Annotated in this window: 9 protein-coding genes; 3 read left to right on the plus strand and 6 right to left on the minus strand. The window is 40.6% G+C overall.

Translation table 11 applies throughout. From position 1 onward, the window contains the following. Window positions 1-30: 30 nt before the first annotated feature. On the minus strand, window positions 31-1,026 hold the full coding sequence (asnA, locus tag CXF89_RS03545) for an aspartate--ammonia ligase (RefSeq protein WP_024607665.1): 996 nt from the start codon (window positions 1,024-1,026) through the stop codon (window positions 31-33). Window positions 1,027-1,223: 197 nt separating this feature from the next. Between asnA and asnC the strand changes: the two genes are divergently transcribed. Genes asnC through recG form a run of 3 tightly spaced genes read left to right on the plus strand, consistent with a single transcriptional unit; the run spans window position 1,224 to window position 4,550 of the window. Next, window positions 1,224-1,682 carry a transcriptional regulator AsnC gene (gene asnC / locus CXF89_RS03550; protein ID WP_002958822.1) on the plus strand — a complete coding sequence of 153 codons (459 nt, stop codon included), beginning with the start codon at window positions 1,224-1,226 and terminating at the stop codon, window positions 1,680-1,682. A gap of 41 nt (window positions 1,683-1,723) precedes the next feature. Then, window positions 1,724-2,410, plus strand: a complete 687-nt coding sequence (trmH, locus tag CXF89_RS03555; RefSeq protein ID WP_007580009.1) for a tRNA (guanosine(18)-2'-O)-methyltransferase TrmH — start codon at window positions 1,724-1,726, stop codon at window positions 2,408-2,410. A gap of 58 nt (window positions 2,411-2,468) precedes the next feature. Continuing rightward, window positions 2,469-4,550: an ATP-dependent DNA helicase RecG gene (recG, locus tag CXF89_RS03560; RefSeq protein WP_121953812.1), complete on the plus strand. Its 2,082-nt coding sequence runs from the start codon at window positions 2,469-2,471 to the stop codon at window positions 4,548-4,550. 160 nt (window positions 4,551-4,710) lie between these two features. Here the strand turns inward: recG and CXF89_RS03565 are convergent, their stop codons facing one another. From CXF89_RS03565 to CXF89_RS03585, 5 genes are all read right to left on the minus strand, one after another. Continuing rightward, window positions 4,711-6,843: an alpha-galactosidase gene (locus tag CXF89_RS03565; RefSeq protein WP_121953813.1), complete on the minus strand. Its 2,133-nt coding sequence runs from the start codon at window positions 6,841-6,843 to the stop codon at window positions 4,711-4,713. Between the two features lie 321 nt (window positions 6,844-7,164). Continuing rightward, entirely contained in the window at window positions 7,165-8,643 is a 1,479-nt protein-coding gene (locus CXF89_RS03570) for an SLC5 family protein (protein WP_007580003.1), read from the minus strand. 53 nt (window positions 8,644-8,696) lie between these two features. Beyond that, window positions 8,697-9,458: a SapC family protein gene (locus tag CXF89_RS03575; protein WP_010554817.1), complete on the minus strand. Its 762-nt coding sequence runs from the start codon at window positions 9,456-9,458 to the stop codon at window positions 8,697-8,699. A gap of 12 nt (window positions 9,459-9,470) precedes the next feature. Continuing rightward, complete coding sequence (locus tag CXF89_RS03580; protein ID WP_121953814.1) at window positions 9,471-10,997, minus strand: tryptophan halogenase family protein; 1,527 nt, start codon at window positions 10,995-10,997, stop codon at window positions 9,471-9,473. A 194-nt stretch (window positions 10,998-11,191) separates the two neighbouring features. Beyond that, window positions 11,192-13,939, minus strand: a complete 2,748-nt coding sequence (locus CXF89_RS03585; RefSeq protein ID WP_007579998.1) for a TonB-dependent receptor — start codon at window positions 13,937-13,939, stop codon at window positions 11,192-11,194. Window positions 13,940-14,109: the final 170 nt, after the last annotated feature.

The following is a 14,109-nucleotide window of genomic DNA, read 5'->3' on the forward strand; positions in this document are numbered from 1 at the left end:
AGCACTCAAATTAACTCACTTTTTTACAATTTAAAGTAAGCCACTTACCGTATCATAAGTTTGACTTGGCCATACACCAACTTGTACTTGGCCAATATGCTGCTTTTGTAGTAATAGCATCGCTAGCCGCGACTGCCCTATTCCACCGCCAATCGTTTGCGGAAATTTACTTTGTAGTAGCGCTTTATGCCAATCAAACTCTAAGCGGTCTTCATCTCCAGTTGTACTTAACTGCGCTTTTAAAACCTCAGGGCTTACACGTATACCCATTGATGATATTTCAAATGCATCTTCAAGTACTGGGTTCCATACTAAAATATCACCATTTAAACCCATATATTGATCGCATGTTGGCGTAGACCAATCATCGTAATCTGGGGCTCTTACATCATGAATTTTGCCATCTCCAAGCGCGCCACCAATACCAATTAAAAATACAGCACCATATTCTTGTGCAATGGCTTTTTCGCGTTGCTTAGCACTAAAGTCAGGATACATTCTACGTAGCTCTTCACTGTGCACAAACTTAATATCGTCAGGTAAAAAAGGGGTTAAGCCATAAGACTCTCTTACAAAAGCTTCCGTCTCTTTTATCCCTTTATAAATAGATTGAACAGTTTGCTTTAGTGTTGCCAGCGAACGATCTGTCGTTTCGCTAATTACTTTTTCCCAATCCCACTGATCAACATATACAGAATGAATAGGACTTAATGAATCTTCATCTGGGCGCAAAGCCTTCATTTGAGTGTAAATACCCTCACCAACACTAAAGCCATAAGTTGCCAGTGTTTTACGTTTCCACTTAGCCAACGAATGCACCACTTCGTAGCGGCTATCTGTAATCGCTTTCACATTTACAGCAACTGCGTTTTCATGGCCACTCAAGTTATCTTGCGTGCCGTCGCCAACCTTAGCCAAAATTGGGGCTTGAACCTCAACCAGCCCAAGTTGGGTTTCTAGTTGTTGTGAAAAAAATTGCTTAACTTTACTTATTTGCTGCTGTTGCTGCACATAGTGTGAACTCATAATAATTGGCCTCATTCCCAGTTATTGTTACTTGCTTAATTGATAAAAAACGCTCTAACTAGCGTCCTTAATGAAGTTAATGTAACGATTCAAAGGATTAATTCAATATCCCATAACAAAAATAGCTTTAATATATAAAAACCATTAATTAAGTGGTATAAAAACCATATATTCGATAATTTTATGATAAAAATATAATGGAAAATTATTTAATCGATAATCTCGATAAACAGATACTTCATGCGTTAATGGCAAATGCCCGTACTGCGTACGCCGAATTAGCAAAAAGATTTAATGTAAGCGCAGGGACAATTCACGTAAGAATTGAAAAAATGAAGCAAGCAGGGATCATTACAGGAACGCAATTAACGATTAATACTAAACAGCTAGGCTACGATGTATGCTGTTTTATAGGTATTAATTTAAATAACGCACGTGATTACCCGCAAACGCTTATAAAGCTAGAAGCATTGGAGGAAGTGGTAGAGGCTTACTACACAACAGGTAACTACAGTATATTTATAAAGGTAATGACAAAGTCCATTGATCACTTACAAGATGTGCTGATTAATAAAATACAGGCAATAGAAGCCATTCAGTCAACAGAAACACTTATTTCTCTACAAAATCCAATTAGCCGTACGGTAATGCCTTAACTGCAAAAATCTCGTATAATTGCCGAAAAAAGAGGATAACCATGCAGCAAACTCGCTATCAAAGAATCGAAGACGTACTTTCGCGCCGTCAAACAGACTTAACCGTGTGCTTAGAAGACGTGCACAAACACCATAACTTATCTGCAATAGTACGAAGTGCTGATGCGGTTGGTTGCCATCACGTACATGCTGTATGGCCTGAAAAGCAAAAATGGCTAACAAACAATACCTCAGGTGGTAGCAAAAATTGGCTAGAGACGCACCTGCATAGAAATATTGATGATGCCGTTACTGCAATGCGTGAGCGCAATCCAGAAATACAAATATTAGCGACTCACCTATCAGAAGATGCCGTTGATTTTAGAGAAGTAGATTACACCAAGCCAACGGCCATTATTGTTGGACAAGAAAAAACGGGGATATCAGAAAAAGCCCTAGAATATGCCGATCAAAATATTATTATTCCAATGCAAGGCATGGTGCAATCGCTAAATGTTTCGGTTGCTGCTGCGCTAATATTGTTTGAAGCACAGCGCCAACGTGAGCTGGCTGGTTTATATAATAGAGATATGCTGAGCGCCGAAGTTAAACATCCACTTTACTTTGAAGGCTGCCACCCTATTATCGCAAGGCAGTGTAAACAAAAAAAATTACCTTATCCTGCACTTGATGAAAACGGCGAAATAGTCGCTGACGAGCAATTTTGGCAAGCTTTAAAACATACTTGATGGACTAAAGCTCTGTAAGTACACTTAGCCTACTCACAAATAATAAGATTGATACACTTTGTCTAAACCTAGCTTAAATCAATACCCAATTACAGAGCTCAAAGGGGTCGGCCCAAAAATGGCTGAGCGTTTGTTAAAGCTAGGTATTTTAACTGTGCAAGATATGCTTTTTCATTTGCCACTTCGCTATGAAGATCGCACTCGCTTATACGCGATTAATGAACTGGCATTGCATAGCCATGTGAGTGTTGAAGCAACAATTGAAACAAGCCAAATTACGTTTGGTAAAAGGCGCATGCTTGTTTGCCAAATCAATGATGGTACTGGCAGGCTAACACTACGATTTTTTAATTTTACCGCCGCACAAAAAAACGCATTTAGTGCAGGTAAAATAATACGTTGTTTTGGTGAAGTGCGACGTGGCCGCGTTGGCTTTGAAATGAGTCATCCTGAATACAGCATCAGCGATACCTCTAACGAGCAACCAGTAGCGACGACATTAACGCCTGTTTATTCAACAACCGAAGGTTTAAAGCAACTATCGATTAGAGCTTTAAGCGAGCAGGCTATTGATTTACTACATAAATACTCAGTAGAAGAACTACTGCCTTCACAGTGGCAGCCATCAAATATGCAGCTAAGTGACGCCTTATTATTACTGCACCGCCCACCAAATGATGTTGATGTAACTGCATTAGAGCAAGGTACTCACCCTGCTCAACAGCGCCTTGTATTTGAGGAGTTACTTGCTCAAAACCTCAGCTTATTAAAAGTACGAGAGCAAGGGCAACAAGTTAAAGCCGTGGCATTAAATCCGGTAAACACATTAGAAAGCCAGTTTTTAGAGCAACTTCCTTTTGCACCCACAAATGCGCAAAGCCGCGTAGTTGCTGAGATTAAAGGTGATATGCAACACGCGTATCCCATGATGCGTTTAGTGCAAGGCGATGTAGGCTCAGGCAAAACCCTAGTAGCAGCACTTAGTGCACTAACAGCCATTGCGCAGGGCTTTCAAGTAGCTTTAATGGCTCCAACAGAGATTTTATCAGAGCAACATGGCGTTAATTTTACAACGTGGTTTAATCAACTAGGTATAACCGTTGCTTGGCTTGGCGGTAAAACAAAAGGCAAAGAGCGCGTAGCAACACTTGAAAAAATAGCCTCTGGTGAGGCGCAAATGATTGTAGGTACTCACGCTTTATTTCAAGATGAAGTTAAGTTTAATAACTTAGTGCTTATCGTTATTGATGAACAACACCGCTTTGGTGTCCACCAGCGTTTATCACTGCGTGAAAAAGGTAAATTTGGTGATTGTTACCCTCATCAACTAGTTATGACCGCAACACCTATCCCGCGTACACTCGCTATGACAGCCTATGCCGACTTAGAAACCTCTGTGATTGACGAGCTACCACCTGGGCGTACGCCAATTACAACAGTGGCACTTCCTGATACTCGCAGGGACGATATTATTGGTCGCGTTAAATTGGCGTGTAACGAGCAAGGCCGCCAAGTTTATTGGGTGTGTACACTTATTGATGAATCTGAAGTACTGCAATGCCAAGCAGCGGAGGACAGCGCACTGCAGTTAAAAGAGGCGCTACCAGAGCTAAACGTAGGCTTAGTACATGGGCGAATGAAATCAGCTGAAAAACAAGCCATTATGAGCGAGTTTAAAGCAGGTAATATACATGTTTTAGTTGCCACGACGGTTATTGAAGTTGGTGTAGATGTCCCTAATGCGAGCTTAATCATTATAGAAAACCCTGAGCGCTTAGGCTTAGCACAGCTGCATCAGTTACGTGGGCGAGTTGGCCGTGGCGCTACTGCATCGCATTGCGTGCTTTTATACCACGCACCGTTGTCTCACACCGCTCAAAAGCGATTAGGAGTACTACGCGATAGTAACGATGGTTTTGTGATAGCTGAGCGCGATTTAGAAATTCGTGGCCCTGGTGAAGTACTCGGTACAAAACAAACAGGGTTAGCCGAGTTTAAAATTGCCGATCTTACCCGCGATAAGCACATCCTCAACCAAGTTAGACCGATTGCACAGCAAATGCTTAAGCAACACCCAGAGGTTGTTGACCCACTAATTCAACGTTGGTTGGGTAACAAGCAAAATTATGCGCAAGCGTAACCACTCTATTTTCGATACTTTTGAGTTTACTAAGTTAATTTACTAAATTAGCTTACTAAGGATATAAAAAAGCCAGCCCTAAACAATATAGAGCTGACTACTCATATCTAAGCTAAGCAATATAAAAGCGATTAGCGCCTTTTACTGCTCTTAGTCAAATTTAAGCTTTGTTAAGCTCAAATATAAGCGATGTTTGCGGGAATGAAATTGGCATTTGTAAACCAAACTGCATTAACGCTTCACCGGTAAATGTTTGACCATTTACCGCAGCAATAGAAGATGGACGATACTCCTCAAATTTTACCGGCCACACTAAATTAAGTGTGTACTGCGCATCGGCATCTAGGCCAACAAAACGAAGCTTATTAGGCGCTGTACGCGGTGTTTCGCGAACGCTGTTATAGGCAAATAACGCTTTTGTTTTTTGCTCATCAATTAAACCAAAGTTAATTGATAAATCGTCGCTATCTAGGCGGTATAAATCGGCAGCATGAATAAACTCACGATGCTCTTTGTGAAGTGCTATTGCCGCTTTAAGTGCATTGTATTCGTGATCGGTCAGCTCACGTGGGTCCATTTCGATTCCCATGTGGCCAAACATTGATACCGCAGCACGCATTTCAATACTTACATTACGCCCTGTGATATGACAATCACGTGGGCCTACGTGTGCCCCCATAACCGACGATGGGAAGAAGAACGAACATCCACGCTGTATTTCAAGGCGATCAAGCGCATCGTTTGAATCTGACGTCCATACACGGTCGGTGTGTGCAAGTACGCCGTAATCTACACGTGCACCACCTGACGAGCAGCTTTCTATTTCAAGCCCTGGGTGCGCCGCTTTAATACGATCAATTAAACGATAAAGTGCTAATGTTTGCTGATGCACAGCAGGCTTGCCATCAAAATTACCTGCATGGTTAATATCGCGGTTCATATCCCATTTAATGTACTTAATAGTTGGGTATTCAACTAAAATATCGTCAATCGCTTTGTATAGGTACTCAACAACCTCAGAGCGCGTTAAATCAAGTACTAGCTGATTTCTAAAGCTTAACTGTTCGTTGTTTTGGGAGCCTAAAACCCAATCAGGATGCGCACGGTATAAATCGCTATCAGGGTTAACCATTTCTGGTTCAAACCAAATACCAAACTCCATACCTAAGCTATTAACATGATCTATAACTGGTGATAAACCATCGGGGTAAATTTTGTAATCTACTGTCCAATCACCTAAACCAGCGTTATCGCCACGGCGGCCTTTAAACCAACCATCATCAAGTACAAAACGTTCAATGCCTAACGGCGCTACTTTGTCGGCTAGTTGCTTAAGCGTATCTACATCGTGATCAAAGTATATACCTTCCCATGTGTTGTAATGCACAGGGCGTGTTTTTTCACGCTGTGCTTGGCTAAGTAAATTAGCTTTAACAAAACGATGAAAATTACGAGAAAGCGCACTAAAGCCTTCACTCGAAAACGAGCCATAAATGCTCGGGCTTTGATACGTTTGACCTTTAGCAAGCGTAAGCTCACCAGGAAGTAATAGCTCACCCATTTGCACGTAACGACGACCTTCAGCTAAAAGCTCTGCGCGTAGTTTATTATTACCACTCCAACCTAAATGAAAGCCGTAACATTCGCCGTGCTGCTCGCCTGCATTTTCGTTATGCACTAATAAACCAGGAAATACATCGTGTGATGTTTTGCCTTTACGGTTTTCACGAACAAAACTACCTAAGACTAAATCAACCGATTGACGTTGAAATTCATTTGACCAACGACCTTCAAAGCTCACTATTTTGCTTACGCTATCTGGCAATTGAAATGTTGGCGCGGCGCAAAAATTAACGCCCAGTGGTGAGTCGCCTAAATTAGTTAATACAGTATGCGCGCTTAGTACGTCAGTGCTTTTATCAAGTGTAATGCTGTGCACGACTTCAATACCACGAAGCTTATCTACGCTTACAAATTCAAGTGTTGCGGCTGAAGGCTGACGTACTTCTTGAAGCTCTGGTCCTACTGACCATGCGATTGAATCATTTACTAGCTCAAGCCCTGGCGCACCAGTAAAGCCTTCGCCTAATAACGGAGATAGAGAAATAGGCGCTTCTTCAACCACGGCACATTTTACTTCTTGACGGGTAGCAAGCTGAGTTAGCATTGTTTCTGTTGTTTGCTCAGATAGGCGTTTACCAAAGTACAGTAACGCTGGTGTTTTGCTCTGGCAGTCGAAAATAACGGTGCTGTTTACACTGTCTAATCGATAAAATGATTTAGTGTCGGCCATGATTTTCCTATCCTCTTGTTCATTGTGTGAGTTATAAATATAACGAAAATTAGTAAGCTACACTATGTACTAAATGTATCTCTTTGCTTGAGCCACAATCTATCAGACAGTGACATTCAATAATAATAGTATATATCATATAAATTAGGTTTTGATAGTCTTTACATCGCAAATAGTCAGATAAACTCACTGGAAGTACCACTGTAATAAAAAGTATTAAACTAACCTTCGCTTTGAAGTTCTCATGTTGCTTTTAATACATATAAAAAATCGGCCAGAGTTTCCCCATGACCGACTTTGTCAGCTTAAACTATTTATAATCTATTTTTGTACTTGTGCTTGGCCTGCGTCATCAAGTGCCGGTGTTTTACCTGCCCACTGCGCATTCAAACCAAATACCACTTTATTTACTATCAATGCAAAAGCTACACATACAATCAGTGTAATTGGCATTAAGTGAATGTAATGAATGTCAGTATGTAGTGGTGAGTTTGCAAATGTAAGCATGCCGTACATTACAACACCTAAAATTACTGCTGCAATACCTGCACGTGCATCCACATTTTTAAATAATAAGCCCACTACAAAAATTGAGAATATAGGCATACTTAACAAGCCATTTAATTGCTGTAGTAAGTTAATAATGCTATCTGCTTGCTGGTAAATTGGTACAAGTACCAGTGTTAAGCTTGTTAGTAGCAATGTTACGTAACCACTTAGCTTTACAACACTTGGCTCTTTATTAAAGTACGCTTCGTGAATGTCACACACATATAGTGCTGTAGCTGAATTTAATAAGCTGTTGTAAGTAGAGAGTACTGCTGCTGCCATTGCCGCTGCGAACACACCGGTTAACCATGCTGGCATTACATCACCCACAATTCGACCATAAGCAGCGTCGCCAATATCGCCATAAAGTTTAAACGAAATAATACCCGGTAATACCACAATTGCAGGGACGATTAAAAAACGAATACCCGCAGCTGCAAATATACCTTTTTGCGCTTCTTTAACATTAGGTGCTGCCATTGCTCGCTGTGTGATTGTTTGGTTAGTACCCCAGTAATACATTTGAATAAAGATCATACCGGTTAAAAGTGTTGGCCACGGAATAGGTGAATCAGCATCGCCTATGAGTGTTAAGCGCTCCTCTGGAATACCCGTAAAGTCATAATCAATCGCATTAAGTGCTAAAAACACGACTAAAACAGCCATGCCTAGTACAAGTATGCCATTGTAGGTATCCGATACAGCAACTGCTCTCAGGCCACCAAAAAACGCATAAACAGCACCAATAATGGCAAATGCGGTGGCAATATACATTAGCGGAATATCAACCTTAAACATGGTTTGCATAAATAGCGCGCCAGAATAAATAACCGCTGGCATATAAATAAGTGCATTACCTAAAAAGAATAATCCCCCAATAACAGCGCGAATATGTTTGTTGTTATAGCGCTTTTCTAAAAGCTCTGTGGTGGTAGTACAGTTGTATTTGTAATAAACAGGAATGAACACTTTGGCTAAAATAATCAAACCTATAATTGCTGCAAGCTCCCACCAAACCAGTAAAGCCATTTGGTTACCATTCATACCTACAAGCTGATCAGTACTTAAATTAGTAAGTGTTATTGAACCTGCAACAAACATCCAAGTAAGGCCACCGCCCGCTAAAAAATACTCTTTGGTTTGGCTTTGTCCGTTATTGCGATTTTGGCCTCGGCATTTCCAATAAGTAAGGCCACCAATTAAAGCGGTGACAAAAACAAAAACCACCAGCTGTAAAATGTTATCTGACATGTGTGTGTCTCCTGCGCGTTATGCGCAATGTCTGTGTAATAAAAAAGTGCACGCTACAGCGCGTGCGCATCTCGACTTAGTTCTAACTTAATTTGCTTTAAAGGCATAAGTTCGGGACGTTGGTTATGCAGCTTTACCAATGCATTTAACTGAAACAGTGAAATAAGCATGCTGTTAAGCACACTCAAGTAACCTTGCTTGTGTAAGTTTGCAACGGTATCGCTATTTAATGTTTGCAGTTTGTCTTCATCAACGGTGCTCAAACCTTGAATAGTTTGGGTTTCGCCTTGTTCAAACTGCAATACAATATCTATGTTTTTAATGAGCCCTAACCGCGCAACTTCTTGGGTAAATTGATACGTTTGATAGTCATTTTTTAAGTCGCTTTCTAACAGTTTTTGCTGTGCACTTAAAAATAAACTCGGATTACCTTTAGCATCAAATAGTGCCTCACCTTGCTGCGTGTTTACGGCTGAGCTTTGATCATCAATCGCGATAAAATAATCGCTACTATTTGCTTCTCGGGTCATTAAATAAAGAGGCTGGGTTTGCATACATACCGGCGTGTAAAGTGCCTGCCATTGGTTGTTATTAACCAATAAACTTTGACCTGCACTAAAGCTGGTTAACGCTGATACTGTATAACTGCCATTTTGTGTATTACGTGCTAAGAAAATAGGTAAGTCGCAGGCTGCTTTTGCTATTTCATTTGCTCTTAAATTAACTAAATGCTGCGTTTTTGCGTATTCAACGGCTGCATTGGGGTTAATTTTTAATGTTTGGTGTTTGGTGTTTACTAGTTCACTAATAGCCATAGTTACACATCCTTAAACTGGGTTAGCTGCTAACCACTGCTCTATAAAAGCACGGTGAGGCGGCAAAGTTTGCAACATCTGCTGTGTAAGCTGGCTGTTACGTTCAATTATTTGTTTGGCTTGCACATGTTGTGAATACAAATATGCTTGTTTAGTAAAGTCAGGCTTAAAGCCCATACCGTACAAAACATACTGATAACTGGCGGCAGGGAATAACTCTAATGCGCCATGAAAATCTTGAATAAGCGGGCCACGGCTTCCCCAAAGAAGTAAATCTTCTTGCAGGGTTTGTGGAATAGTATTGGGCTGTACATGTGCTTGCCAGTAAGGTTCTGGGCGCTTGGTTAGCATGTAATGCAGCTTTAAAAAGTCGATAATACGCTGCCAGCGGTAATCCATTTGCTCGTTAAAGCGTTTAGCTACTATAGGCATTACTTGTGTATCTGCTGGCATGTGCTCTGCTACAAAGCGTGCTGAAATTTCAACAAGCATAATAGCGGTTGCTTCAAGCGGCTCTACAAACCCTGCTGACATACCAATAGCAACACAGTTTTTATGCCAAAACTTCTCACGGTATCCTGATTCAAAACTAATTTTACGGGCAGTTAAACCGTTTGCTGCATCGCCTAAATAGTCTCTTAGGTTTTGCTCTGCTTCATCGTCTGATAAAAATTTGCTTGAATAGACATGCCCTACACCACGGCGATGCGTTAAACCTATATCCCAAATCCATCCTGCGTTTTGCGCTGTTGCTATGGTATGGCTGGCTAAGGAGGTATCGTTTTCATCGTAAGGGACTTGCATCGCCAGTGCGCTGTCGTTAAATAGCACGTGGTCCATTTTTTTAAACGGTACGTTGAGCGCTTGGCCTAATAACAATGATGAAAAACCAGTACAGTCTATAAATAAGTCGGCGTTTATAGTGCGGGTTTGATCTTTTAGAGTAAGCACATTTATTGCACCATCGTCATCAAGCTTTACCTGATCAACAGTACCAATAATATGCTCTACGCCAAGCTTACTTTTACAATGCTGTTTAAGCATTTCTGCAAAAGCGCCGGCATCTAAGTGATAAGCGTAATTACAATTACCTTGATATTCACCTTGCGCTATAACTCTTGGGGCTAAGCTTGCTTCGCAAATATCATGTTGAAAATTAGTTTGCTGTGCAAAGTCTTCAACATTATCTAAATATGGGGCTAAATCTATACGGCCGTAGCCTAGCGGTACAGTAAATGGATGGTAGTAAAAGTCATTATTGCCATGAGTCCAATTTACAAACTTCCCGCCTTGTTTGAAGGTAGCATTACAGGCTTTAAACACATCGACTTCACGCAAGCCTATTTGCTGAAGTGTGTTTTTCATCGTGGGCCAGGTACCTTCACCTACGCCAATAGTTGGAATGTCTGACGATTCAACCAACATCACTTTTAAGCCGTCACCATTTTGACCTTGGTGATACGAAGCTATAATTGCAGCGCTCAGCCATCCTGCTGTACCACCGCCAACTACCGCTACTGTTTTTATTGCTTTATTCATAATGGACTACTCTTTGAGTATTTTTGATAACGTTTTATACAACAAATGCCCGTTAGGGCATTTTGATTTAATGTGTATTCATTTTAGCCAATTAGGTTAACTAATATACATTACTGCTAAATTAACCTAATTGGTATTAGCACCTTGGTGCTTTAATGAAAACTAAGAGGCTAAAAATACGCCTCCACCATTAATTAAAACGATCCGCGAATACCAAACGCGTAACGTGAGCCATTATCTTCTACTGAATAGATTTGGTTAGCAAAACGACCTGTTTGCACTAACTCTTCTTCAGTAATATTGATGCCTTCAGCAAAAATAGTGAAGTTTTCGTTAATATCGTAGCTTGCACTAATATCCCACTGGCCGTAAGTTTCTACGTTCACTGGTTCACCATTAAAGCCGTTATCAACTAAGCGTAAAAAGCCTTCACGGTTGTTAAATGCAACACGTGCTTGCCAGTTTTCTTGCTCATAGAAAAATATTAAGTTTTGTGAATCCCCAAGACCTTCTAGTGCAAATGTTTGTGTAGTATCGTCACCCACACTAATGTCGCTATTCACAACAGTTGCATTGGCAATAAAACCAAAGCCATTTTCAAACATGTGAGTAACACCGACTTCAAAACCGGTTACAGTTGCAGACTCACCATTTTGAGGACGACTTACAGTGTAAACTTCTGAACTACCAATAAGTTCGTCATCTGTTTGGTCTGTACATGTAGTACACGCAAAATCAGGACCTGAACGGTCAGACATTTCGTATGTTTCTGCACCTGTTAGGGTAACAATAAAGTCGTCAACTTCTTTACTAAATACTGCAAAGCTAAATAAGTTAGCATCGTTGTAGTACCACTCGTAAGAGATATCCCAGTTTTCTGATTGGAATGGTTTAAGTGCTGGGTTACCACCACTTGCCGTTAAATTTTGACGACGTGGCTCGTTAAAGTTTGTCGCAGGAGATAGCTGAGACATAGTTGGGCGAGTGATACTGTCGTACGCTGCAAAGCGTAAAATCATGTTATCTTGCAGCTCTAACTTAACATTTAAAGAAGGGAGTAAGTTTGAGTAGCTAGTACCTTGTTCAATGCTTGTAGCCGGGCCAAATACGTTAGCAAACAATGTCGCATCTGACGTTGGTATTACATCGCTAATAAAGCTTTGTATTGCAGCAACTTCAATATCAGTTTCTGAGTAACGCGCGCCAAAGTTAACTGTTACGGGCATATCTGAAAGGTCAAAACCAAGCGTAAAGTCCATGTATAAGCTAGTGATGTCTTCGTTAATTGTGTAACGGTTATTTTGTAGTGTTGGCTCTACTGGGAAACCTTGATCGGCTAAGTAATCAAGCATTTTATCGCCATCGTAGCTATAAAATGTATCGATTAAACCAGGGAAGTAGTTACTCGCTGTATAAGCTTCAAAATCAATTGCATCAAGTGGTGCTTGTGTACCATAACCACAGAACTGACATTGACTACCAAAGATTTGAAAGCTTGATTTTTCACGTTCTTGGCGATAAGCACCAAAGTTAATGCGATCAACTGGACCTTTATCTGGCACATATTCAAAATCGGCTTTTACTTCAGTAATTTCATCTTCATCTGTAAATTGATTACCAATTTCGTTGTAATGAAGTCGCGCTAGGCTTGGATCTGGCAACGAACCATTTTCAAAACCATCATGCTGTACAGTAGGAATGCTGCCTGTACCGTCAAAAGTATAGCTATTGATAACACCTACAACGTTAAAGCGATCTCTACCCGCACGGTCGTTTTCGGCTGTTGAGCGAGATACATCAAATTTAGCTTTTAATGACTCGTTTACTTGCCAGTCAACGTTAATACCAAATGCTTTATTAGTTACATCACGTGAGTTACGTGTATGTGATACAAAGTCGCTTGCAGGGTCGCCACTTGGCGCGCCTAAGCCAACTTCTTGAGAGAAAGTTAAAAGCGTGCCTGTTTCAGGATCAATCGTTGCACTGCCTACGCGGTCTGGTTCAAACCAAGATGCTAAATCGCGTACTGTTGAGTCAACTTCGAATTTTGAAATCATGCCATCAACAGTAATCGTAACATCGTCAGACGGTGCGTATTGAAGTACTAAACTTGCATTTGTACGTTCACGGTCTTGCTCATCAACTACTTGGTCCCAGTTACGTGGAATGTAAGCATTTTCAAACAGTACACCATCTGTTGGATTAGAGATTGTTTGGCCACCGCGCCAACCTGCCGTTAAAATTTGGTTATTTTGAAGTTTACGTTGTTGATTAGTGATGGCAAAAAGCACACCTAGCTTGTCATCGTTAAACGTATTACTTATCAAGAATGATGTTGATGGAGATACTTCTTCAGAAAGGCTTTCGTACATACCTTTAACTGAACCTAAAATATGTAAACCACCAAAATCAAAAGGACGTGCTGTAGTTACGTTAACCGTACCACCAATGCCGCCTTCTTGAAGAGTTGCTGTATTACTTTTATAAATATCAGCACCGGTGATTTGATCCGCGGCCAATACATCAAAGTTAAATTCACGACCTGCGCTGTCTGTCGCAATTTGACGACCATTAACAAGTACAGTATTAAATTGTGGACCAAAACCACGAATAGTTACCGCTTGGCCTTCACCACCACTACGGTCAATTGCTACACCTGTAATACGTTGCAGAGATTCTGCTACGTTTAAATCAGGAAATTTACCAAGATCTTCTGCTTTAATCCCGTCTGTAACAACATTAGATGCTTTTTTATCTAACATTGATGAACGTAAGCTGCTGCGGATACCCGTTACTGCGATAACTTCAACATCTTCATTTACTACTGTAGGCGTATTGCCTTCAGCGCCTTGAGCTGCAACGTTTCCGCTTGCCAATATGCCTGTGATAGCAATACTGATCGCGGTTTTCTTGTTGAACGATAACTTATTGTTAATTATCATTTTTTAAAAACTCCTGATTGTGTGTAGTCGTTGTGTCGTTGTGGTAGTGCATATAGTTTCAAATACTATTTATATTATAAATACTTTAAACCAGCAAAAAGTGCAACCTTTTCCTGAATTATGGATAGCATTTAATCACTGTATTTTTGCTTTTAATTTTCTTTAAATTA

This window comes from Pseudoalteromonas sp. MelDa3 (assembly GCF_002863625.1).
GTDB classification, from domain to species: Bacteria; Pseudomonadota; Gammaproteobacteria; order Enterobacterales; family Alteromonadaceae; genus Pseudoalteromonas; species Pseudoalteromonas arctica.